This window comes from Microbacterium sp. HSID17254 (genome assembly GCF_003989315.1).
Classification (GTDB): domain Bacteria; phylum Actinomycetota; class Actinomycetes; order Actinomycetales; family Microbacteriaceae; genus Microbacterium.
This window is the reverse complement of sequence record NZ_RBLT01000010.1, coordinates 38,589-62,351: the sequence shown is the minus strand read 5'-3', so window position 1 is coordinate 62,351 and position 23,763 is coordinate 38,589. Positions and strand designations below refer to the sequence as shown.

At 66.3% G+C, this 23,763-nt stretch carries 18 protein-coding genes; 12 read left to right on the top strand and 6 right to left on the bottom strand.

Annotated elements, in window-relative coordinates; all coding sequences use genetic code 11:
- The 3 genes from D8M34_RS08095 to D8M34_RS08085 are packed head-to-tail and all read left to right on the top strand — an operon-like array spanning position 1 to position 13,284.
- The gene (locus D8M34_RS08095) at positions 1 to 4,695 is read left to right on the top strand and encodes an Eco57I restriction-modification methylase domain-containing protein (protein ID WP_126893693.1); all 4,695 of its coding nucleotides are present in this window, start codon (positions 1 to 3) and stop codon (positions 4,693 to 4,695) included.
- Positions 4,692 to 11,072, top strand: a complete 6,381-nt coding sequence (locus tag D8M34_RS08090) for a DEAD/DEAH box helicase (RefSeq protein ID WP_126893692.1) — start codon at positions 4,692 to 4,694, stop codon at positions 11,070 to 11,072. Before D8M34_RS08095 ends, D8M34_RS08090 begins: the two co-directional genes overlap by 4 nt.
- A 1-nt stretch (position 11,073) precedes the next feature.
- On the top strand, positions 11,074 to 13,284 hold the full coding sequence (locus tag D8M34_RS08085) for a 3'-5' exonuclease (protein ID WP_126893691.1): 2,211 nt from the start codon (positions 11,074 to 11,076) through the stop codon (positions 13,282 to 13,284).
- Between the two features lie 9 nt (positions 13,285 to 13,293).
- Here D8M34_RS08085 and D8M34_RS08080 read toward each other — a convergent pair whose 3' ends face one another.
- The 4 genes from D8M34_RS08080 to D8M34_RS08065 form a co-directional block, all read right to left on the bottom strand.
- Entirely contained in the window at positions 13,294 to 14,073 is a 780-nt protein-coding gene (locus D8M34_RS08080; RefSeq protein ID WP_101847721.1) for a hypothetical protein, read from the bottom strand.
- A gap of 34 nt (positions 14,074 to 14,107) precedes the next feature.
- Positions 14,108 to 14,770 carry a Rab family GTPase gene (locus D8M34_RS08075; protein WP_126893690.1) on the bottom strand — a complete coding sequence of 221 codons (663 nt, stop codon included), beginning with the start codon at positions 14,768 to 14,770 and terminating at the stop codon, positions 14,108 to 14,110.
- 23 nt (positions 14,771 to 14,793) lie between these two features.
- Positions 14,794 to 15,309, bottom strand: a complete 516-nt coding sequence (locus D8M34_RS08070; RefSeq protein ID WP_126893689.1) for a hypothetical protein — start codon at positions 15,307 to 15,309, stop codon at positions 14,794 to 14,796.
- 98 nt (positions 15,310 to 15,407) lie between these two features.
- A complete protein-coding gene (locus D8M34_RS08065) occupies positions 15,408 to 16,055 on the bottom strand; it encodes a MerR family transcriptional regulator (protein WP_126893688.1) in 648 nt (215 codons plus the stop codon).
- Positions 16,056 to 16,125: 70 nt separating this feature from the next.
- Here D8M34_RS08065 and D8M34_RS08060 point away from each other — a divergent pair, with 70 nt between their 5' ends.
- Positions 16,126 to 16,644, top strand: coding sequence for a monooxygenase family protein (locus D8M34_RS08060; RefSeq protein ID WP_126893687.1), 519 nt, complete (start codon positions 16,126 to 16,128; stop codon positions 16,642 to 16,644).
- A gap of 12 nt (positions 16,645 to 16,656) precedes the next feature.
- Here the strand turns inward: D8M34_RS08060 and D8M34_RS18870 are convergent, their stop codons facing one another.
- Positions 16,657 to 16,830: a hypothetical protein gene (locus D8M34_RS18870; RefSeq protein ID WP_153244999.1), complete on the bottom strand. Its 174-nt coding sequence runs from the start codon at positions 16,828 to 16,830 to the stop codon at positions 16,657 to 16,659.
- Positions 16,831 to 16,946: 116 nt separating this feature from the next.
- On the opposite strand from D8M34_RS18870, the gene D8M34_RS08055 reads away from it, so the two are divergent.
- The 7 genes from D8M34_RS08055 to D8M34_RS08030 all read left to right on the top strand — a co-directional run bounded on the left by D8M34_RS08055 (position 16,947) and on the right by D8M34_RS08030 (position 21,400).
- The gene (locus D8M34_RS08055; RefSeq protein WP_126893686.1) at positions 16,947 to 17,945 is read left to right on the top strand and encodes a hypothetical protein; all 999 of its coding nucleotides are present in this window, start codon (positions 16,947 to 16,949) and stop codon (positions 17,943 to 17,945) included.
- A 10-nt stretch (positions 17,946 to 17,955) separates the two neighbouring features.
- Positions 17,956 to 18,186, top strand: a complete 231-nt coding sequence (locus D8M34_RS08050) for a hypothetical protein (protein WP_060921304.1) — start codon at positions 17,956 to 17,958, stop codon at positions 18,184 to 18,186.
- A 154-nt stretch (positions 18,187 to 18,340) separates the two neighbouring features.
- Entirely contained in the window at positions 18,341 to 18,508 is a 168-nt protein-coding gene (locus D8M34_RS18865) for a hypothetical protein (protein ID WP_153244998.1), read from the top strand.
- A gap of 22 nt (positions 18,509 to 18,530) precedes the next feature.
- Positions 18,531 to 19,319, top strand: a complete 789-nt coding sequence (locus tag D8M34_RS08045) for a hypothetical protein (protein WP_126893685.1) — start codon at positions 18,531 to 18,533, stop codon at positions 19,317 to 19,319.
- A gap of 277 nt (positions 19,320 to 19,596) precedes the next feature.
- A complete protein-coding gene (locus tag D8M34_RS08040) occupies positions 19,597 to 20,616 on the top strand; it encodes a DUF2599 domain-containing protein (protein WP_148113049.1) in 1,020 nt (339 codons plus the stop codon).
- Between the two features lie 32 nt (positions 20,617 to 20,648).
- The gene (locus D8M34_RS08035) at positions 20,649 to 20,834 is read left to right on the top strand and encodes a hypothetical protein (protein ID WP_126893683.1); all 186 of its coding nucleotides are present in this window, start codon (positions 20,649 to 20,651) and stop codon (positions 20,832 to 20,834) included.
- 119 nt (positions 20,835 to 20,953) lie between these two features.
- Positions 20,954 to 21,400 carry a GNAT family N-acetyltransferase gene (locus D8M34_RS08030; protein WP_126893682.1) on the top strand — a complete coding sequence of 149 codons (447 nt, stop codon included), beginning with the start codon at positions 20,954 to 20,956 and terminating at the stop codon, positions 21,398 to 21,400.
- A 656-nt stretch (positions 21,401 to 22,056) separates the two neighbouring features.
- Here the strand turns inward: D8M34_RS08030 and D8M34_RS08025 are convergent.
- Complete coding sequence (locus tag D8M34_RS08025) at positions 22,057 to 22,629, bottom strand: TetR/AcrR family transcriptional regulator (protein WP_238695620.1); 573 nt, start codon at positions 22,627 to 22,629, stop codon at positions 22,057 to 22,059.
- 87 nt (positions 22,630 to 22,716) lie between these two features.
- Between D8M34_RS08025 and D8M34_RS08020 the strand changes: the two genes are divergently transcribed.
- Positions 22,717 to 23,718: an SDR family NAD(P)-dependent oxidoreductase gene (locus D8M34_RS08020; protein ID WP_126893681.1), complete on the top strand. Its 1,002-nt coding sequence runs from the start codon at positions 22,717 to 22,719 to the stop codon at positions 23,716 to 23,718.
- Positions 23,719 to 23,763: the final 45 nt, after the last annotated feature.

The window sequence follows — 23,763 nt, the reverse complement described above, 5'->3', positions numbered from 1 at the left end:
ATGGCATCGGATGCGTTCATCGTCGGCGAGGACTGGATCAGCGAGCACTACTTCAACACCGAGTCTGCGAAGCAGTCTTTCCAGGGCCGTGTCATCGCGCGCCGCAAGGATTGGGACGAGCGCGAGAGCGCAGGAGAGAAGACGCCGCGATCACGCATCGCGGCGGCCGGAGGCGCACTCACGGCGCTGCTCTCCGCGGTCGACACGGATGCCGACGACGATGCGGCGATCGAGGTCGATGCCGACCGCCATCGCAGCGAGGTACTGGCACCCCTCGCCGCTGCCCTCGGCTACGAGGACGCTCGTTGGCGCCGCGAGACGAACGGGCCGATCACCCTGCTCGCGCCGAAGGACGCCACCGAGGTGTCGGCCGCGCTTGTCTTCGCTCGCCCCGTCGCCGACGTGGTCGACCTGCTGTCGAAGAACCGGCCGACCCTGCTCGAGCCGTTCCTGCCGGACGATGAGACCGGCGAGGTCCTGTCGGCGGCGCGAGCTCTCTCGTGGTTGTTCACCAGTGATGACGCTCCCGCGTTCGCTGTTGTGCTCAGCGGCGCGAAGGCGCTCGTCGTCGAGCGCGAGCGCTGGGCCGAGGGGCGCTACCTCGCCGTAGATCTTCAGCTCGTGCTCGACCGCAACGAGGTGAAGAAGCGAGGTGGCGAGTTCGATCGCGCCGTCGCCGTACTCGCCGCCGAATCCGTCTCACCCGATGTCGACGGCACCACGTGGTGGGCCGAGACGCTCGAAGACTCGGTCAAGCACACCGTCGGCGTCTCCAAGGACCTCCGCGACGGTGTGCGGGAATCGATCGAGATCGTCGCCAACGAGGTCGTGCGCCGCCGCGCAGCTCAGGGACTCGACCCGTTGCCCGCGAGCGAGGCGAACACGCTTGCCCGACAGTCGCTGAGATATCTCTACCGCGTGCTGTTCCTGCTGTTCGCCGAGGCGTCGCCCGAACTGCGCGTGCTTCCCGTCGGTGCACCCGAGTACGCCCTGGGGTACGGCCTCGACCGGCTCCGCGAGCTCGTTCTCGTCGAGCTCGGCGAGGAATCCCGACACCGCACTCATCTGCACGAATCGCTCGACACCCTGTTCCGCCTGGTCGACGTCGGCCATGGGAAGGCTGCCCCTGCCGACGAGGCTGAGCTCCCCGAGGGGCTCGAGTTCCACCCGCTGAGTGCAGATCTGTTCCGACGCGAGTCGGTCGCCGTGATCGATGCGGTGAAACTCGGCGACGGGGCACTGCAGCGCGTGCTCTCACTGCTGTTGCTCACGCGCGAGGAGCGGACGAAGAAGGGTGGGGACCGGGGTTTCATCTCGTACGCCGACCTCGGCATCAACCAGCTCGGCGCCGTGTATGAGGGCCTGATGTCGTACAGCGGCTTCTTCGCTGAGACCGACCTGTTCGAGGTGGCGAAGGACGGCGACTCGTCGAAGGGCTCGTGGGTCGTGCCCGTCGAACGCGCGCACGACATCGCCAAGCAGCACTTCGTGATGACCGAGGACCCGATCACTCACGAGCGGGTACAGCGACGATATCGAGGCGGCGAGTTCGTCTTCCGCCTGTCGGGCCGTGAACGCCAGACGTCGGCCTCGTATTACTCCCCCGAAGTCCTGACGAAGTTCGTGGTCGGTCAGGCGCTCGAAGAGCTGCTCGATCAGGACGGTCACACCACGTCGGCCGAAGAGATCCTGAGCCTGACTGTGTGCGAGCCCGCGCTCGGCTCGGGCGCGTTCGCCATCGAGGCGGTGCGCCAACTCGCCGACGAGTACCTCAGCCGTCGCGAGCAGGAAGTCGGTGAACGCATCGACCCCGACGAGCGTCCGCGTGAGCTGCAGAAGGTCAAGGCCGCGATCGCTCTGCACCAGGTGTACGGGGTCGACTTGAACGCGACCGCCGTCGAGCTCGCCGAGATATCCCTCTGGCTCGACACCATGGTCGACGGGCTTCAAGCGCCGTGGTTCGGCCTCCGGCTGCGGCGGGGCAACTCGCTCATCGGTGCCCGGCGAGCGGTGTACTCGCAGAAGCAGGTCATCGACAAGGCGTGGTTGAAGGACACCCCGGCCGACATACCCGTCTCGACTCTCGTCGACGACATGCGCGACGGTCGGATCGGGAGCGCGACTTCAGGCAAGATCCATCACTTCCTCCTGCCCGCCGAGGGCTGGGGTGCCGCAGTCGACGCGAAGGAAACCAGGGACCTCGCACCCGAGGCACACTCCACACTTCGCGAGTGGCGCAAGGCGACCCGCGCGAAGCCGTCGAAGAGGCAGCTCGAGCGACTGGTCGGCCTCGGGCATCGGGTCGAGGCGCTGTGGCAATTCACGCTGCGCCGCCTCGAGATCGCCGAGCGACAGGTCTCTCGCGAGCTGACTCTCTGGAACGATCCTCGACCGCCACGCGAGGGTGACGAAGCAGTCGTCGGCCGCGCCGAGGTCGAGGCGTTCCTGAATGACGACAGCGGGGCGTACCGGCGTCTGAGAAGAGTGATGGACGCGTGGTGCGCCCTGTGGTTCTGGCCGCTCACCGACGACCTCACCCAGGGGACCCCACCACCGAACCTCGACGAGTGGCTTGACGGGGTCACCGCACTCATCGGCGGCCACTCGCGCACAACTGCACGCAAGGCGGGTGAGGGAGCCCAGCAGTTCGGCCTGCCGGCAGGGTGGGATGACCTCGCCGAAGCCGAGAAGGACGACCTCGCCTGGTCGAGCGCACTCGATGTCGAGGACGCTCTGACAAGTCATCCATGGCTTCGGGTCACCGAGCGCATCGCCGAAGCGAACGGCTTCTTCCACTGGGAGCTCGACTTCGCGGGAGTCTTCGCACAGAGCGGCTTCGATCTGCAGGTCGGGAATCCGCCATGGGTTCGGCCTCGGTCTGACGTAGATGCCCTGATGGCGGAAGGAGACCCGTGGTGGCAGTTGGCGGTCAAGCCGACCCAGGCAGAGGTCAAGGCCAAACGCGAGCAGACGCTCGCCATCGAAGGAATCCGCGACCTTGTCGTCGACGGCACCGCCGATGTCGCGTGCACTGCCGCGTTCGTCGGTTCTCCGATCCTCTATCCGCACCTGGCCGGTCTGCAGCCGGATCTCTACCGATGCTTCATGGAGCTGACCTGGTCTCATCTCAGTCCCACGGGGGCTGTAGCTCTGATCCACCCGGAGAGCCACTTCACGGATGAGAAGGCGGGTTACCTGCGCCAAGCGACGTATGAGCACCTGCGACGTCACTGGCAGTTCATCAACGAGCTCTCATTGTTCGAGATCCACCACCTCGTCTCGTACGGCGTGCATGTGTACGGCGCTGCACAGAAACCGCAGTTCAGCATGGCGACGAACCTGTACCACCCGGAGACGGTAGTCGGATCCCTTCGACACAATGGCGATGGGCCGGAACCAGGGATCAAGAACGTCGACGGCAAGTGGGATCTCAGCGCACACAGCGGTCGCATCACGATCGTCGACGACGAAGTGCTTCGGTCATGGCACGGGCTTCTCGAGGACGAGTCCACGCCGATCCGAAGGACGCGAATGGTCTACGCGGTCAACCAGGCCACGGCGGCGGTGCTGGCGAAACTCGCCGACGCGCCCCGGCTCGGATCGCTCGGGCTCGAGTTCTCGCGCGGCTGGGATGAGAGCATCGACCGCAAGAAGGGCGTGTTCGACGTGCACTGGGGCGAGGTGGAGTCGTGGGACCAAGCGATCCTGCAGGGCCCGCACCTGTTCATCGGCAACCCGTACTACAAGTCACCGAACTCGACGATGCTCCACAATCAGGACTGGTCACCGGTGGACCTAGAGACGCTCGCGCCGAATGCGATGCCCGTCACCTCCTACAAGCCCGCCAAGCCGCGCGCCGAATACGACGCCGCCTACACGCACTGGGGCCCGGACCGAATCCCTGCGCGCGACCGCTATCGCATCGCGTGGCGGGCCATGGCTGCCAATACCGGCGAGCGGACCCTCATCGCGGCGATCATTCCACCTGGAACAGCACACATCAACGGAGTTTTCTCGGTCGGAGCAGTCGAAACGAGCGGCACAGGTCTCGCTGACGCCGCGGTGTCGGCGATGAGCATCGTTAGCGATGCCGCGGTGCGGGCCGCTCCGAAGAGCGGCATCTATCAGAATGTGTTCTACCGATTGCCTCTTGCCGTTCATCCATCCTTGCGGGGAGAAGCTCACAATCGATTCGGGCGGCTACAGAGTCTGACCAATGTGTTCGGCGACTTTTGGTCTTCACTTGAGCCGAGAGCGGACGACGAGTGGGCCGGTGGATTTGAGTACCCGGGGCGACCGAAACTCGGATTGAGCGCTCCCGATTGGACCCCCGAAGTCCCCCTGCGCCGAGCATCGGACCGCCGCCAGGCGCAGGTCGAGATCGACGCCATCGTCGCGCTTTCCCTCGGCATCACCGCCGACGAACTCTGCACGATCTACCGCACCCAGTTCGCGGTGCTCTTCGGCTACGATCGCAACGCCTACTTCTACGACGCCAACGGACGACTCGTCCCGAACGACGTGCTCAAGGTCTGGCGACAGAAGGGCGAGACGATCTCACAGGAGGAGCGCACCGCCACGAATGCGTCGGGTAACACCTATAAGTACGAGCTGCCGTTCGTCACGCTCGACCGTGAGGCCGACATGCGTCAGGCCTACGCGCACTTCGAGAAGATCCTGCAGGAGCGGTCGTGAGTGAACTGCTTCCCTCGCGTGAGGCGGTGCAGATCCGCGAGGCTCTGACCGACTACCTTACGACCACCTTCGCGCTGTCGGACGTCGACGCACAGCGGTCACTCACCGAGTTCCTCACCGACCCCGAAGCAGGCATCTTCCGCGGGCCGTTCGTCCGGGCACGCATCCCGTTCCGAACGGCGGACGACGGATGGCGCGAGACACTCGACTGGTACGAGGGACACACGCCCTACGGTCACCAGGCCGAGGCATTTCGTCGTCTCAGCAGCTCGAACCTCGGCGATCAGCCCGACGGATCGGTCAAGGCACACCCCCTTCCGACGCTCGTCGTCACCGGTACCGGCTCGGGGAAGACCGAGGCGTTCCTGTATCCGATCCTCGATCATGTGCTGCGGGCGAAGGCCGCAGGTGCTGACGGCGTGAAGGCTCTCATCCTCTATCCGATGAATGCACTGGCGAACGACCAGGCGCGACGCATCGCCGAGATGATCCGCGGACACGGTGCCCTCAAGGGCGTGCGCGCCGCGCTCTACACCGGCGAGCAGGCGGGCGCGAAACGCACGCGGGTCACCGACGACGGTCTCATCAACCACCGCGAGACGATCCGCGACGATCCGCCCGACATCCTGCTCACCAACTACAAGATGCTCGATCAGGTGCTGCTGCGACCGACCGACCGACCGCTCGTCGAAGCGATGGCGCAGGGCCTGCAATACCTGGTACTCGACGAGTTCCACACCTACGACGGCGCGCAGGGCACCGATGTCGCGATGTTGCTGCGGCGACTCGGGCTCGCGCTGCGTCGCTCTCGCGGAAGCGCACGCCCACTCGACCCCGCGTTCGGAGCCTTTCCGCTGGGCGACGTGACGCCGATCGCGACCAGTGCGACTCTGGGCGACGACGGGGATCCGTCGGGCATGCTCACGTTCGCCGAGACCGTGTTCGGCCGACCGTTCGACGCGGAGAGCGTCGTCACCGAGACCCGCCAATCGGCCCGCCAGTGGATCCAGAACGCCCGCGCCGCCGGCCGGGTTCCGACGACCGCGGCGGCAGGTATCAACAACGCCATGGCCACCGCCATCGCTGAGGCCGAGATCGCCGAGGACGCATCCTCGGCAGAGGTCGCCGCGATCGTGCTCGATCACCTGTACCCGGCATCGACCGATCCCGACGCGCCGTCTGAGTCCGTCGAATGGGGGAAACTGTCGAGCGAGGATCTCCTGGCGAGTGTCGCTGCCCACCCCCTGATCCACTCCATCGCGCGGATCGCGGATAAGGCCATCTCGATCGACGATCTCGCTGAGCAGCTGCTGCCGCGCGGTCTCGGTACCGACGAGACGTTCGAGTCGCGGCGCGATCTGCGACGCACCTTCCTCACCCGCGTGTTCGCGATGCTCAGCCATGTGCGCGCACGTGTCGGTCGCTCGGCGCTCTCGATCGACCTCAACCTGTGGGTGCGTGAACTGACTCGCATCGATCGAGCCGCATCTCCGATCGTGCGGTTCTCCTGGTCGGATGACGGACCGAGTGATGCCCTGATCGCCGACGGCGAGTTCGCCGTGTTTCCGGCGATCTACTGCCGACACTGCGGACGCAGCGGCTGGGGTGTCGAGCTCGCACCGGCCGGCAACGACCTGTCGGCCGATGACGAGAACATCCGCCGCAACCACGCCTCCCGCGAGACACGCAGTCGCTTCCGGGCGCTGCTGCATGCTCCCGGCGAAGCGGAGTCCCACGAGTCCGGCACCCCGGTCACTGGCCTCGCCTGGTTCGATCCCGAACTGCGTCGCGTGTCAGCGACGATCCCCGAAGACGAGGACGGCACTGCGGTCCACCTGCCCGTCCTGACTCTGAGCGGCGACGACGCGAGCGACGACTCGCGCGATGACGTGTGTCCGGCGTGTCAGCGTCGTGACGGTATTCGCTTCCTCGGTTCGGCCATGGCGACGATGCTCAGCGTGATCGTGACCACGCTGTTCGGCGACGCACAGCTCGACCGTGCGGAGAAGAAGGCCCTCATCTTCACCGACAGCGTGCAAGACGCTGCACATCGGGCCGGATTCGTGCAGAGTCGTGCGCACGTGTTCGCGCTGCGCAACGCCATCCGGCGGGCAGTCGGCGATCAGCCCGCTCCGCTGGACGAGATCGTCATCCGAATGGTGCAGCAGGCGGGCGACGATCGCGATGCAAGGTACCGCCTCGTGGCCCCTGAGCTCGTGGAGCGCGAGGACTTCGCGCCGTTCTGGTCGAGCGACACCCTGCGCCAGGTACCGACGCAGGTGCGCACACGCATCAATCGACGTCTGCTCTTCGACGTGGCGATGGAGTTCGGCCTGCACTCCCGCGTCGGACGCACGCTCGAACTCACCGGCAGCCTCGCAGCCGGAGTTGACGCGTCCGACGCGAAGCTCGAGGCCCTCGGCCGCAAGGTGTTGGTCGACGGAGGCTCCGAGACCCTCGACGGACTTTCGGCGGCTGATGCGGACTCGACGATCGTGCTGCGCTGGGTGCGCGGTGTGCTGGAACGCATGCGCGAGCGCGGTGCTGTCGAGCACGAGTGGTTCTCGAAGTACATCGCCGAAGACGGTCGGCGATGGAACGTGTGGGGTGGACGCCCACGTAGCACGGGCATGCCTGCCTTCCCACCCGGGCGCGAGGCGCCTGCCTTCCCGCGCGTCGGACCGCACGCGCCGACGGGCTCGGACGGGCACCGCACGCACCTCGACGTGGTGTCGTCGTCGCAGAGCTGGTTCGCCACGTGGGCACGCAAGGCACTCTCGGTCACGGCGGCCGAAGGGTCGGCACTCACCGCCGCACTCCTGGCCTCGCTGGCGAAAGATGGGCTGTTGCACGCGATGAGCATCTCGACCGGCTCAGCGACCGTCTACGCCATCCCGCCGGTATCCGTGATCGTCGCGCCGGTGACCGACACCGAGCTCGCCGATGGCCGCACCCGTCTCGTCTGCGACGTCTGCCAGAACCCGATCACGGGGCTCCCCCTCGCAGTGGCGGCTCTGCGCGACGGGCCGTGCATGTCGGCACGATGCCCCGGCAGTCTGCGCACGGCGCAGACCGGTCAGAACTATTACCGCGGCCTGTACGACGAGGGGCAGATGCGGCGCGTCGTCGCCCGCGAGCACACCGGCCTCCTCGACGACGATCTGAGATTGTCGTACGAGAACGCATTCAAGTCCTCGGACGAAGACCCGTCCGCACCGAACGTGCTGGTGGCCACCCCGACGCTCGAGATGGGCATCGACATCGGCGACCTGTCGACCGTGATGCTCGCGGGCCTGCCACGAACCGTGGCCTCGTACCTGCAGCGCGTCGGCCGCGCCGGACGCCTCACAGGCAACGCTCTGTCGATCGCCACCGTCACCGGTCGGGGCGATCAGCTGCCCCGCATGGGTGACCCGCTGTCGGTCATCAACGGTGCAGTCCGTCCGCCGGCCACCTATCTCGATGCTCAGGAGATCGTGCAGCGCCAGTACATCGCATCGCTGCTCGACCGACGCACCGGCGCCGGGTTGCTGACGCAGTCCGACACGCACGACGTGTTGGCGTCCAGCGAGCGGGGCACACTTCTCGGTGATCTGATCGCCGACGCGGACGGCCATCACGAGCAGTACGTCGAGAAGTTCCTCGCGGCCCTGCCCGGGATCGAACCGACGACGGCAGACCGGCTCCGTGCGTTCGCCACGCCCGTCGGCGATGACGGCACCTCGCCGCTTGCCGACACGGTGCGCGATGCCGTGCAGCGCTGGAACAAGCAGATCGAAGCCCTGGCCTTCCGTCGCAAGGAGATCGCCGACGCGATCCCTGATCTGGAGGCAGCCGCGGAACTCGGTCTCGAGCCGGACGCCGACGAGGCGCTGCGCACCGCGCAGATCACCCACCGCATGCTGGGCCGTCAGCTCAGCGAGCTGCACAGCGACCACTGGGTCGCCTCGCTCGAGCGCTTCGGACTGCTGCCGAACTACACCCTGCTCGACGATTCCGTGACGCTCGACGCGGCCATCTCGTGGGTCGACCCGGAGACCGGGAGCTGGCAGGAGGATCCGGTGAGCTACCGGCGCGGAGCCTCGGTCGCGATCCAGGAGCTCGCACCGGGCGCCTTCTTCTACGCCCAGGGCCTGGAGATCGAGATCGACGCCGTCGACCTCGGCCCCGGTGGCGAGGCCGTGCAGGAATGGACGTTCTGCTCGCGATGCGGCCACGGTCGCAACCTCGCGACGGGCGACGCCGTGAACACCTGTCCGCGGTGCGGCGCGAAGGGGCTGAACGACGTCGCCCAGCGACTCCGGGTGGTCGAACTCCACACGGTGTCGGCCATCGCGCGCCGCGACGAGGCATCGATCAACGACCGCAGCGACGAGCGTCGACGAACGCGATTCACCGTGCAGGTCGCCGCAGATCTCGACCCGGCGGGCGTGGCCAGGCGTTGGTTCGACGACGAGACGCATTTCGGTGTCACCTGTGCTCGCGACCTGACGATCCGGTGGCTCAACCTCGGACGTCAGAGCGCTGGCGGCGAGGCACGGATCATCGCCGGACGGGAGCATTACGCTCCGCTGTTCCGTGTGTGTGACACGTGCGGCAAGCAGGACTCGCAGTCGGGGGGCAACCGCCCGAGCGATCACCGTTCTTGGTGCGCACGCCGGCGGGAGACCCGGGAGCACACCATTCCTCTCGCGCTGAGCCGCACACTCGTCACGCAGGGCACGTTCCTGCGACTCCCGATCGGGATCACGCTCGGCGACTCGCTCGCCGTGCCGAGCCTGGCGGCCGCGCTGATGCGCGGTCTGCGCGAGATGATGGGCGGCGACCCCGATCACCTTCGCGTCATCTCGACGGTCGAGCCCGTCGGCGACGACACCACCGCGGAATCCCTGCTCGTGCACGACGCGGTGCCGGGAGGCACCGGCTATCTCGCCGAACTCGCCGATCCTGACCGCATGTTCGAGCTGCTGTCGACTGCATGGGGGATCGTCCGCGACTGCGAGTGCCGCGGCGAGCAGCGCGCCGCCTGCCACCGATGCCTGTTACCGTATGCGGGCGGGAACACCAGCATCGTCTCGCGGGCAAGCGCCGAGCAGGCGCTCGCGAAGCTGCTGCGCGTGGGAGACGACGGTGAACCCCACGCCTTCGTGCCGGTCGAACAGGACCCGGGAGTCGTGCTCGATGAACCTGTGATCGAACAGTTGTTCCGCAAGCGCTTCATCGAACGAGCTAAGAAGCTCGGCGGAACCGTCAAGGAGAAGCCCGGCGACTGGGGCAATAAGGTCCAGATCAGCTTCCCGGGCGACTCGCGCATCTGGAAGCTGAGTCCGCAGGTGTCGCTCGGGTTCACGAAGCCCGACTTCGTCCTGGAGCAGCACGGAGGCGGAGCCGAGCCGATCGCGATCTACACCGACGGGAAGGCATTCCACGCCAGCGTCCTGCACAACAAGCTCGCCGAAGATGCCGAGAAGCGCACCCTCGCCCGCAACGGCGGACACCGGGTGCTCGCCGTGACATGGGCCGATCTGCAGGATGATGACGCACTCCCCCGCGACTGGATCGATCCCGGTTTCGCCGAGCAGGTCGCACCGATGTACCAACTGCCTCTGGTGCAGCTCGACCGACTCCACGCCGATCCGTTGACGACGCTCATGGAGTGGATGCAAGACCCAGCAGGTGAGGCGAAGCGGCGCGACAAGATCGCTCGCGCTCTCCCCATGATGACGAAGAGCGCCGGCACAGTGGCACCCGGCGTCACGCCCGTGGAAGCCGCAGCCGCGACCTTGCGCGGGACAGCCGATTCGCCTTCCGACGACGCGATGAGATGGATCGTGGATCGCGGTGCTCTCGTCTATGCGACTCGAGTGGGCGACCAGGGCGTCTCGGAGTTCGCCCTGATCATCGACGACCGCGACGCCGCTGTCGGCGCCGAAGGATTCGCGGACGCATGGCGGCTCTGGTTGCATCTGTCGAACGTGATCGGTTGGCGACAAGACCTCAGCGGTGTTGAGATTCTTGCGCTTTCCCAGGTCGCTGATGCGGGAACCGACACAGTCGCGAACAGCCCGCTCGGGCGCGTCGACCTCACGCTCACGGACGTCAGCATCGAGTGGAAGACCCTCGCCGAGGGTGCGACCTCGTCCGAGAAGGCGCTGATCGCCGAACTCGCCGCCGCCCCCGGCATCCCGATTCCGAGGATGGGACTCGAGCTGGGCGACGGCATCCCGTTCTCTTTCGTCTGGGAGGATGAGCGCGTCGCGACCGCCTGGGGTCTGAACGATGACGATCGAAAGACACTCGCCTCACTCGGATGGACAACGGTGGAGCCCGAGGCGGATGCGGTCCTGAGCGCTCTCGCCACTGCAGGAAGGAACTGACATGCCCACGATCGTCTGGGGGGCCGCGAAGGATCCGAAGCATGATCAGGCCGTGAAGGCCAAGATCTACACCTTCCTCGGCAAACTCAGCGACGACGACACCGTTCCGGGGCTCCACATCGAGCCGATGCAGAAGCCGCGCGATGCGCGAGCGCGCACGGGTCGGGTGGACATCCACTGGCGAGCGGTGCTCTTCAAGCTGGAGCCCGCGGGCGACGAGCCCGTCTATGTGTACGCCGGAACGTGGCATCACGACGAGGCCATCAAGCGCGCACGGACGACCACGCTGAGCATGAACCCCGTCAACGGTCTGGCCGTCCTACGGCAGGAACTCGACGCCGCCGACGAGACTGAGACGGAGGTTCCCGCAGCGGCCGTTCCCACCGGCGAGGAGGCCCCCGCTCAAGCCACAGCGCTTCTCGCCGATCTTGGGTTCTTCGTCACGGACCTGACAGAGGAGTTCGGTTTCGACGAGGAGACGGCGCAGGCGGCGTTCCGAATCACGGACGACGACGCCCTGCTTGACTTCGCGTCCGACCTGGACACCGCCTGGCAGGCCGACGTCCTCGTCGCGATGGGCGCCGGAACCGCATTGCACCTCATCAAGGAGGAGCTGAAGCTCGACCAACCCGTCGTCATCGACCCGGGTGCGGACGACGACACGAAGCTCGTCGAAGCACTGCGGCATCCCGCCGCCCAGATGCAGTTCACCTTCATCGACGACACGGAAGAGCTGCGGCGCGTCATCGAGGGCGGCGACTTCGGCGCATGGCGCGTGTTCCTGCACCCGGAACAGCGGGAGTACGCCGAGCGTCCGCGCAACGGATCGTTCCGGCTCACCGGAGGCGCGGGCACCGGCAAGACCGTGGTGCTGTTGCACCGCACTCGGCACCTGGCGCGGAAGGATCCCCACGCACGGATCGTGCTGACGACGTTCACGCGAGCGCTGGCCGAGAACCTGCGCCGTGACCTGGAACGACTCGATCCTGATCTGCCGTTCGCGGCCAAACTCGGAGAGCCGGGCATCCTTGTCCGTGGAGTCGACCAGATCGCTTCCGATGTGCGCGCAATCGCCGGCGGCACGGCCTTCGGCGAGGCGGCACTCGCCGTCATCGGGTCTTCCCGTGACAGTATGGCGAGCGCCGCGGAGATCGACTGGAAGTCGGCGATCCATGAGGCCGGCAGTGAGTTGCCGATCGCGCTGCGGTCCGAAGCCTTCCTCGAGGGTGAGTACACGCAGGTCGTCCTGCCGCACAGCATCCACCAGCTCGACGACTACCTGCTGGTGCGACGGCCAGGACGCGGCGTCGCGCTCGACCGTGGTCGACGTGCCGCCGTCTGGGCAGTCATCGAGCAGGCACGCAAGAACCACCGGATCGCCGGAGCACTCTCGTTCGCCGAGGTGGCTGCGGTCTCGGCAGAATGGCTGCGGTCGAACGGGCAGCCTCTCGCTGATCACGTGTTGATCGACGAAGCCCAGGACCTCGTCCCGTCGAAGTGGCAGCTGCTGCGCGCGCTCGTGGCCGAAGGCCCTGACGACCTCTTCATCGCCGACGACACGCACCAGCGGATCTACGGGCAGCCCACGGTGTTGAAGCGGTACGGCATCGCAGTGCAGGGCCGATCCCGCCGGCTCACGCTGAACTACCGCACGACTCTCGAGAACCTGAGATACGCGATGGAGATCCTGTCCGGCGTCGAGTACACCGATGCCGAAGCAGAAGACGTGACGACCGCGGGCTATCGCTCTTCACGCAGTGGCCCGAAGCCGGTCACGCGCCCGTCGAAGTCGGACTCCGCGCAATTAGACGCGATCGCGGACGACGTGAAGCGATGGATCGCCGAGGGCGTGAAGCCGGAGACCATCGCCATCCTGTCGTCCTCGAACACCTCGTCGAAGAAGGTGCAGCAGGGCCTCGGACAGCGTGACGTGCCGGTGGCACTGCTGAACTCGCCTCGCATCACAGGCGGACAGCCGGTTGCGATGACGATGCACAATGCGAAAGGCATGGAGTTCTCACGCGTGGTGTTGTTCGACGTATCGGACGGCGCGTTCCCGCCGACGATCGCGTACAAGGGTGTGCCGGACGAGGAGAAGCCCGATCTCGACAAGCGCTTCCGCTCGCTGCTGTACGTCGCGGCGAGCCGTGCCCGTGATGAGCTGGTGGTTACCTGGAAGGGGGCACCGAGCGCGTTGTTGCTCGGTGCCTGACGCGCGCGGTCAGAACTTGATGCTCGTGGTGATCTCGATGCTGCGGATCGACTTGACCTCACGCGTGAATGCCGCGCCGATACTGACGCCCTTCTTGCCCGACACAGACTCGGCGATCGACAGAGCAGTCCGAAGGTTGGCGTCGGACTCCCGCGTTCCACTGAGCGTCATCCTGTATCCCTGGATCGGGTTGGCGCCGGTTCGCATCTCGACGAGGGATCTCAATTGCTGATCGTTCGTCAGATTGTGGAGGCGCAGGAATTCCAGGGCAGCATCCGAATCCGGCTCGCTGCCGCCGAAGGTCAAGCGACCCTCCAGGCGATCATCGAGCTTGCGCGCCATCTCTCTCGAGACATCCGTGTCGCCGCCCCCGAGCCCAGGAATGACCATCTTGATCCCACCGGTGATCCCCGCGGTCTGACGCTCGATCTTCGCGTCCTCGAACTGCACCTCTTTCGCACCGAGAAGCTTCGCGACGTTCGCGAGGTGATGGTACTTCGCGCTGGCGAACGACTCGAGCGCATTCTCAGAGAATTCGAAGACGTCGGTCTCATACGGGTTCTTGATCAGCAGCGCTCCCGGAATGAGTTGGCCGACGGCTCTGAGCATCTCCTGAACAGCGTTGACCTGCGCCGCGTTGCTCGCGGCCATGACTGAATACGGGACGACCATCGCATCGAGATCGTCGAGCAGGGCCACGGAGCCTGGGTCTCCCGCGATGTCCAAGTACAGACCGTCTTCGGCGACCAGAACCGATCGAGGAGATCTACCGTTCTCGATGTCCGTCACGCGCGCACACTCCTCTGCGTCCGGGGCGGGCCGACTACTGCAGACGGTTCTTGATCCCCTTGAGCAGCCTATCGGCGTCTCTGGACGTGGCCAGACTCCCGACGACGACCGCAACCCCACCGAGTTTGACGGACCCGAGCTTGACGACATCGGCGGCTTCCACTTCTCGGGCGACCCGTGCGGGATGACGAGCGTGATCCGGATGCGCGTCCGCCCAAGTACCGACGAGAAGGATCTTCGGCGCGTCGCCGGACATCCCGCCGAGCCATCTGCTGAACAGTGCAAGGTGGGTCTTCATCATCTGCGTCGCCTCAGGATCACCGCTCGCTATTAGGTCTGCTCGGAAGAGGTACCAGACGTGATCGGCGTCCGCGAATGCGTCTTTCCATCCGGCGACATTGAGACCATCGCTGCCGGGCAGGTCTCGCGGGACCGCGAAGTCGACCGTCCTGTCTTTGATCTCGAGCGGGAAACGACCACGCTCGCCGCCGGGCACGGCGTGCGGCAATGCTCCATCGGGAGCGCCGAAGTCGCGGAGAAGCCTGATGAGAGCGGTCTTGCCGGTCTGCGGCGCGCCGAGAATCGCCACCGTGCGCTTGTCGAGGATCTTCCAGATCTTCGGTATCGCGGTGATGAGGGCCCCACTGACGGCGACAACGGCTATCGCGACGGGTACAACCAAGATCGGAAACGGCACCTCTGCACTCCCTGGCTGAACGCTTATCGAGTCACTCGATGCGGATGATCCAGAACCATCGGCCGGGTCCGGGTGCGGTCAAGCCTAGCGGCGCTGGGGTCGTGGTCGGTTCCGTAACGCTCCTTTTGACGTTCGATCCTTCGGGCCGCTCGTCCGTCAGCGAACAACGGGAGCAGGCTGGCCTCGATCTTCACACGCTCCCAGTCGTGCTTGAGCATGTCTTGAAAGCGACCACAGAGTGAAGACCTCAGCGCGGGCGAAGGATCGGCGACGAATCTGTCGATGAGGTCGATCGCGTCACGATCCTTCGACGGGTTCAGCCGGAGAACGATGAAGTCGCGCAGTACCTGCCGCGTGGAACGTTTACGCTCGCTCAAGAGTTGAGGTACGAGGTCTCGGATGGATTCGCGCCAACTCTGTCGTTGCTCGGTCACCGCTCGCTGTCGGACGCGACGCGTCGTTCCCCAGATCGAGACGGCAGCGCTGATGAATCCCGCCACAAGGGTCGACACCAAGGCCGTCGACACCAGATCAGGCATCGATGCCGTCTTTTCTACACGCCTCGGATGCAGTCATAGGTCCGCAGCCTATCGGCTGACGCGCAAGCAAGTGCAGACACTGCTCGATGCAGACACCATCATCGAGTTGAACCTAGGTCGTTCTCGGACGACCCGTCGAGCTTCGTCCCGAACCTCTCCCCCGAGCTCACCTGCTGCGCCACCCGCCGCAACGCCAGCAACAACGGCTCCACCAACACCGACCCCAGCACCACGTAGCGCACCGCCGCCTCCGCAGACTCCTCCGGCACCCCCGCGATCTCCGCATCCGCGATCCGTCGCGCACTCGCGAGATACTCCGCCATCACCGTCTCCGGCACCGTGAACCCGACGCGCTCCAGCCCCTGCAACCCTCGAGCGACCGCATGTAGCACGGCCGGATCGCACATCCCCGGCTTCCATCCGAGTCGAGCGGCGAGCGCCTCGGCGCCGGCGAGATCCAACGCGTCATCCGCCGGCGGGGTGATCGCGGCGTGCGCGGTCCCCAGCAGCTCGTGCGGGTTCGCGGGCGGATCATCCAGCGCCGCGACCACCCGTCGCGTCTCGGCGATACTCACCCCCGCATCGACCAGTGCCCGGATGACGCGCAGCCGCTCGACGTGCGTCTCGCCGTACGCGGCCTGCGTCGCGGAGGTGCGCTCGCCCTCGGGCAGCAGGCCCTCGCGCAGGTAGTACTTGATCGTCGGCACGGTCACGCCGGTCTGCGCTGACAGTTCGGAAATCCTCATGGCCACCCCTTGACTTCGATAGTAGCGCTATCCATTATGGATAGCATCGCTATCCAGTTGAGGAGTCGCCATGTCGAAAGTCATCACGGGCCGCATGACCCACCGCCACGAGGGCGAGCTCGTCGTGTTCCACATCGGGATGCAGATCAACCAGTGGTGGCGCCCCGACCTGTGGCTGCCGGCGTTCGTCGCCATGCCTCGAATGCTCCGCGAGCTCAGCACCCAGCCCGACTCCGGCCTGCTCGGCTACCAGCTCCTCCTCGGATCGGGCGGACCCTACGTCATGCAGTTCTGGTCGTCCGTCGACAAGCTCTACGCCTATGCCTCCAACCCGGACCAGCAGCATCGTCCGGCGTGGACCGCCTTCAACCGCGCCGCCCGCAAGGCTCCGGGAGCGGTCGGCGTGTGGCACGAGACGTTCCTCGTCGACACCGCCGAGAGCGTGTACGTCTCGACGAAGCGCATGGGCCTCGCAGCCGCGACGGAGCACGTGCCCGTACCGCGACGCCACGACTGTGCGCAGGCGCGGTTCACGGATGGGCGGACAGCAGCCCCCACGGCAGCACCCGCGCACGAGCCCACGGCGTGAGGCAGGTCGCGCTCAGCTCCCGGACGGGCGTCGAGGTGCGGATGGCACGCGCCCCTGGCCACGGCTCCGACGTCGCGCGATCACTCGCGATACCGCGCGCACGAGCAGGAACGCGAGCACGAGGATCACGACCGCGACCGCTGCGGTGATGGCGAACCCGGTCCAGCTGAAGAGCGACGCATCCATGCCTGGAGCCTAGCGCTCCGCCTGCTCCGCGGCGGGCTCCTCGAATATATTGCATACGTCCTCGCATGAGGTCTTGAATTGGTCACAGGCGGGCAGTTGATCTGATCGGAGAGAACGTGCGCAACCATCTCAGACTCGCCAGCCTGCTCACCGCTGCGATCCTCGGCTCGTCATCCCTCGCGGCCGTCCCAGCCGCCTCCGCAGATACCGGTGCGGACGGAACCGACCTCACGACCGAGGAGATCACCGCCCTGGTCGCGGAGGTCGCGCCGGCCCCCATCACCGCCACCCAGACGAGCGAGAGTTCCGGGCAGATCGTGGCCACCCTCGATGGCGACGGAACGGCCACGATTGCCGCGGCGCCGGACGACGGAGTCTCCGTCCGCTCGTCCGACGGCGAAGAAACGATGTCCGTGTCGCTTCCCGGCGCTGGCCACCTTGATGACGCGACCGTCGGAGAGGACGGGTCAGTGACCTATCTCGGCGACGCGAACACGCCATCGATCAACGTCATCGCCGGCGAGGAGAAGATCCGGGCGAGCACGATCATCAGCGATTCCTCGCAGACCGAGCGCTTCGAGTACGACTTCGGCGGAGGGGTCACGGTCGAGATCCAGCAGGACGGGGGCGCGATCGCGTATACGACGGAAGAGGTCACCGACCCGGACACGGGCGTGACCACCCCGATTGAGAAGATCGTCGCGGACGTCGCGACGCCCTGGGCACGGGATGCGGACGGTATAGACGTGCCGACACGATACGAGGCCTCCGGATCGACGCTGGTTCAGGTCGTCGAGCACCGCAGCGGCAACTATACGTATCCGATCGTCGCGGACCCGACGTTCGACCGCCCCAACTTCTTCCAGTACCGAGTGAGATTCAACCGTGCGGAGACGGCCATCATCTATGACAAAGGCCTTGGCGCACTCGGAGGGCTCGCGTGCGGGACCATGGCACCCGTCTGCCTCCTCGCCGCGGGATCACTGGTGTGGAACGCCGGCATCGCTGAGAAGTCCCGACCGAAGAAGTGTGTGCAGGTGACGGCGACCCAGCCCTATGTCGTCCCCGGTCTCGTCTGGTGGGTCGATACCTACCGCGGCGGACCTTGCCGGTGAGGAACAGACGATGAAGCCCACGTGGTTCTCAACGATCACACGCCCTCGAAGCCATCTCATCGCGACCCTGTGCGTATGGGGCTGGTTCCTTGCGGTGCTCGTGGGAGCGAACTCCGTGCCCCAGCTCGCTCCGGCGCTCGAAGCGACTGCGGCGACGGGCGCCGCGGTGTGGTTCGGCGCGATGATGAAGCGATATCACGACGCGCGCCAGGATGGCACGCCGCCCGGCCCCGCGCCGTGAGCCACGGCCGGGCTGCTGTACGAGAGCGCGACGCTGCCGGCGCACCGCCAACTTGGCCTGGGCAGCCACAAGGGGATCTACCGGGATCCGCGTAAGTGGCGCATCCGTCTCTACCTATCGAGCGCCGCCAGCGCCGCGGCACGAAGGAACCCCAATGTTCGGAAACGTCTTCGCGGTCACCGTCATCCTTTTCTGGTTCGTCGTCGTCGGCGGTGTGGGGTACGCCATGTACTTCATGGGAAGAGCGGCCTACCGCCAACTTCGACACAACTCTCGTCACGATGTCGAGCAGGAGCGACGTGGGCGCCCGGATCTTCGTTGATGAGCCGCCCAGAATCGACCGCTTGAGGTTCTCGATGGTCTCGCAACGCCGTCAGAACCTCGTCGCAACGCTCAGCATGTGGAGCATCTTCGCATTGAGCCTCGTCGCGATCCTGACATCCTGCTCTCCGGAGGAAGCGCCACCTTCGACCGCCTCCTTCGCACGGACATCCGCGACGATCGTCCAGCCGACCAACGCGACCTATCCGATCAACCTGATCTTCGTCGCCGAGCCCGACGACGCGATCTGGACCCACCTCACCGGCATCGTGCTCTCGGACGACTTCTCACTCCCGCCGGGCGGCTTCACCGTCGTCCGCGGAGATGGCACCAACGGGGTCATGCTCGGGAACGTCACCTTCACCGTCGACGTTCCCGCCACCGTGCTGTCGTTCCGTACGGTCGGCCTCGTCTTCGCAGGCTCGTCGACGATCACTCAGGTGCCCGTGGGCGGCTGGTCGCTGAGGGGCGCGCCGGCCGACGACTTCGCCTCCGCAGATGCCGGTGCGGACGTGGTCGGGATGCCGAGGTGCACGACGGCCGACTTCCCCGTTCCTGAGGCGGTGGCGTCGGTCCAGCGCTTCGACCCGGGCTCCCCAGACGTCCACGCAGAGGAGGTCGCATTTGACACCCGATCGCACAGCGTCACAGCGGAACTCGCGTGCGAAGGAGACTTCGACTTCCGCGTCATGAGCCCGTCCATCGACTACACGGACGACAGTGGCAGGGCGCGCACCGCTCGCCTCGCGCCCGTGGCGATCGGCTTTCAGGACGTCACCGATGCGGACCTGCAACGCATCGCGCGACGTTGACGCATACGTCTTTCGCTCGCACCGAATTACACGAGAAGGGAGCCACCATGTTCGTCGGCCAAAAGCCCAGCCCCAGACACTGTCCAGGTCACTGCCACCCAGCCGTATGTGGTTCCGGGCTTGGTGTGGTGGGTCGACACGTACCGAGGAGTCCCTGCAGATGAGAGATGCGCACCCCCGCTCTCCGACACGGCCTGTCCGCCTAAAGGAGGACAGAAATGGCTCGCCCGGCCGGGGTAACGTCTTACACGTCGGCGGGATGATCAGCGAAGGAGCAATGATGAACATCGCCGAGAACATGAGCGAGGCGGGAAGTGGCACAAGCATCCACAGGCTGGCACTCGTCGCGCTGCCAGGGCGTGCCGCTCTCCTTGTCGTCGCAGTCGCAGCATTGACCGTCGGTGCCGCCTCTCCCTCAATGGCAGCTGACCCGATCGACGATCTCAGCACGCTGGAGGTCATCGAATCGGCCACGCCCGGAGCTGCGAACGCGGAGGTGCTCGCCGTGCAAGAGAGCGCGAACACCGAGGACTACTTCGCGGACATCCCCGAGAGGGACACGGTCATCACGATTCCAGGAGATGCCTCGGCGGGCGTCGCACTGGATCAGGGCGGCGACGTCGTGACCGTCGGGCTCCCCAACGCTTCGGAGGCTGCGCGTGGCATTGCTGATGCAGACGGCCTCGTCCACTTCAACAACGCCGATGGATCCACCACCGTCCCCCTGGTTCGCGAAGACGGGGTCGTGCAGATCACGACCATCATCGAAACCGCATCAGCCCCGGCTGTCTTCGAGTATCCGATCACCATTGCCGACGGCGGCCAGCTCGTCGCCGCAAGAGACGGATTCTTCGCCGTTCTTGACGAGGCTGGACAGCCGGCAGCGATGATCGATCCGGCCTGGGCAAAGGACGCCAACGGTCGCGACGTGCCCACCTGGTACGAGCAGCAGGGGAACACGCTAGTGCAGGTCGTGGAGCACAGCTCAGACTTCGCGTATCCGGTCGTTGCGGATCCTGCTGTGCGGGGAAATCTCATCACCGACGTGAAGCTCAGCTGGAGCAGCTACGGCACCACCGTTGGAGTCACCCCCCGCTCCGGCTGGGCGATCACGCCGTTCTCCAACTGGTGGGTGGAATACAAGCTCTGGGTGAGTGCGCATTACGAGGGCAACAAGTTCTATAACCAGCTTCGGTGCCACGTCGACATCGCCCCTTTCAAGTCGCCCTGGAACCTCGACGCTTGGCGGCCTGACGTAAGGTACAGCGACGTCTTGGCCGCAGGATGCAACCCGTAGGAGCGATTGTGAAGCAACGAACGCGACGAGCAATGGTCACCATTGGATTCGTCGGTGCCGGCGTCATCATCCTCGCCATCGTCATGGCGATTGCTGAGGGCTACATCTCGGACGCGGAGCACACGGCTGGGAACCTCGCACCTGCTGCTCTGACTGGTCTGTTTGGCGCATGTCTCATGCTCGTCGGCTTCGGGAGCATTCTCTTCCGAGAAGAGTGACTAGGGGACTACAGCTCAGCTCGTTCGGCCCTGCTACCCGTAAGGGTGGCGGGGCCTTCTCCTGCCCGCACACCGTTCGTGGCACGGCGATCCGCTCCGAATCGGGCTACCGTACCGAGATGGACGAGTCACTCCTGACCATCGAATCGTTGCGCGAACTCACGGACGCGGACGCCGAAGCAATTGCATCGCTCCTGGTGCAGCTCTCCGCATCCGCAGCATTCGATCGCGCTCGAACCGAGGCGGTCATCGCACACGAGGCGACGGAGCTCCTGGTGGCGCGTGACTCTGGGCGCATCGTCGGCACCGCCACTCTCGTGACCGCGCCTTCCCTGACCGGGCTCCGCGGGCACGTCGAAGATGTCGTGGTCGACGAGGCGGAACGGGGGCGCGGCATCGCGCGACTCCTCCTGGGGCACGTGACGCAGCTTGCCCAAGAGCGCGGACTCCGGACGCTCGATCTCACCTCCCGCCCGTCCCGAGAGTCTGCACTGCGGCTGTGCGAGTCCGTCGGTTTCCGCAGGCGTGAGACGAACGTGCTCCGGTTCAGCCCGACCGCGGACTAGTTACGGCGCGACCCCTCGCAGCAATCGCACCACCGTCCCCTTGGTCGAGATGTGGCGGTCTCGCGGGCTGGCGTGCTTCCCGGTAGCGGAGGGCGACTTCTCAGCCCGCGCAGGTCAGACCGCGGCCGGCGGCACCGTCAAGACGTCACCGCCACACTCGTCGCCAGCACCACACGCCGCCCGGGTCATGGCTTCCATCGTGAATTGCGCACGGACACGGAGCGATCGGTGAGGTTGACGCCGATCGTAAAAGCAAGGAGCCCGATCACGAGGTACACGGGAAGCGCATTTCCAGCCGGGCTGTCGAGGTCGCCCGACGAGCCGAACCACGCCAGGACCCCGAACCACACCAGAACGGGAACGATGGCGAGAAGAGTGCCGAGCTTCGTGCCGACCCGCCCCACCAACGCCCTTAGAGGAGAAGAGCTACGCCCACCGCGACAAGAAGCATGATGTCCACCTCTAGCAGTTCCTCACCCACGGCCACCACACACTCGCCGGCCCCGACCCGATGCCGCGGGATCGCGCTCGCTGTGTCATGCGACATATAAAGGCATACATATGAGGTCATAGCCGATGTTCTCGACTCGGGGTATCCGGGGAATGCAGTAGGGAGAACCGCGACCGTGGCGCCTCACCGCAATCCAGCGAGAGACTCAGCCCGCCGCGATCCCCCGCAGCAACCGCACCACCGTCTCGTCCACCCGCTCCGCGCTCAACGGCTGCCCGATCAGGGCGGAGTACGAGGCGATCGCGATGAACTCGTCGGCGACCGCGGCGGCATCCACGTCGGCCCGTACATCTCCGTCCGCCCGTCCGCGCGCCACCCGCTCCGACACCCACTCCCGGATCGGTGCCGCCAGCCGCTCGTTCAACACCAGCCCCAGCTCCGGGTCGGCCGCCGTGACCTCGATGAGCGCCCGCGCGAGCGACACACCCTCGGGCCGAGCGAGCCCCGCGGACACCGACGTGAACCATGCGCGCAGGTCCGCGCCGAGGTCGTCCGTCATCGGCACGACGACATCCGCACCAGGGACCGCGCCTTCGAGCAGCGCTTCCCCGAGGATCGCGGCCTTCGACGGCCACCACCGGTAGATCGTCTGCTTCGACACCTCCGCCTCAGCCGCAAGACCCTCGATCGTCACGGCCTCGTACCCGTCTGCGGCGAGCGCGCGACGCATCGCCTCCAGCACGGACTGGCGGGCCTTTTCACTGCGAGGACGGGGCACCTTTCGAGCGTACAGAGGCGTACACTGGAACATAAGTAGACGCACCGTTGCGAAACTACGACGGAAACCCGAGCAAGGAGAAAGAGCATGGCCCTCACCGCACACTCCACCATCGGCGACTGGATGAACGACCCCACCGGCGGCCCGCTCATCCGGGGCCTGTTCGAGCAGACGGGCGCCGACCCCGAGCTCCTGACCCCCGTGCTCGGACTCCCCCTGCAGCAGCTCGTCGCCATGAGCCAGGGCCAGCTCCCGCAGTCGGTCGTGGACGACCTCGTGCGCGCCGCGAACAACGGCGAGATCCCGGAGGACGACGCCTCCGAGGGCTGGACCGAGAAGGTCACCTCCGGCCGCTTCGCCGGCAAGACCGTCATCGTCACCGGCGCCGCGTCCGGCATCGGCAAGGCCACCGCCTCGCGCATCGCCCGGGAAGGCGGTCGCGTGATCGCCAGCGACATCGCCGCCGAGAAGCTCGACGCCCTCAAGGCCGAGCTGCCGGACGCCGACATCGTCACGGTCGCGGGCGACCTCACCACGCAGGACGCGATCGACGCCGTCGTCGCCGCCGCGGGCGATCGCATCGACGGGCTCGCGAACGTCGCCGGCATCAACGACGACTTCTCCCCCGCAGGCGAGACGCCGGATGCCGTGTGGGACCGCGTCATCGCGATCAACCTCACCGCGCCGTTCAAGCTGATGCGCGCGGTCCTCCCCGTCATGGAGAAGGCCGGCCGCGGCGCGATCCTCAACGTGTCGAGCGAGGCGGGCCTGCGCGGCAACGCCTCGGGCAACGCCTACACGGCCAGCAAGCACGGCATCATCGGCGTCACCAAGTCGGCCGCCTTCATGTATGGGCCGAAGGGCATCCGCGTGAACTCCGTCGCCCCGGGCGGCGTCGCCACCGGAATCCCCATGCCCCCGCACATGTCCGAGTACGGCTCCGGCCGCCTCGCCCCGTTCCAGCAGGCCATCCCGACCGTCGCGACCGCTGAGCACCTTGCCGCATCGATCACCTTCCTGCTCTCGGACGACGCCGTGAACATCAACGGCGCCATCCTCGCCTCCGACGGCGGCTGGTCCGTGCAGTAACGCGACTCCATGGAACCGACGCCCCCGCCGACCCGAACGGCGGGG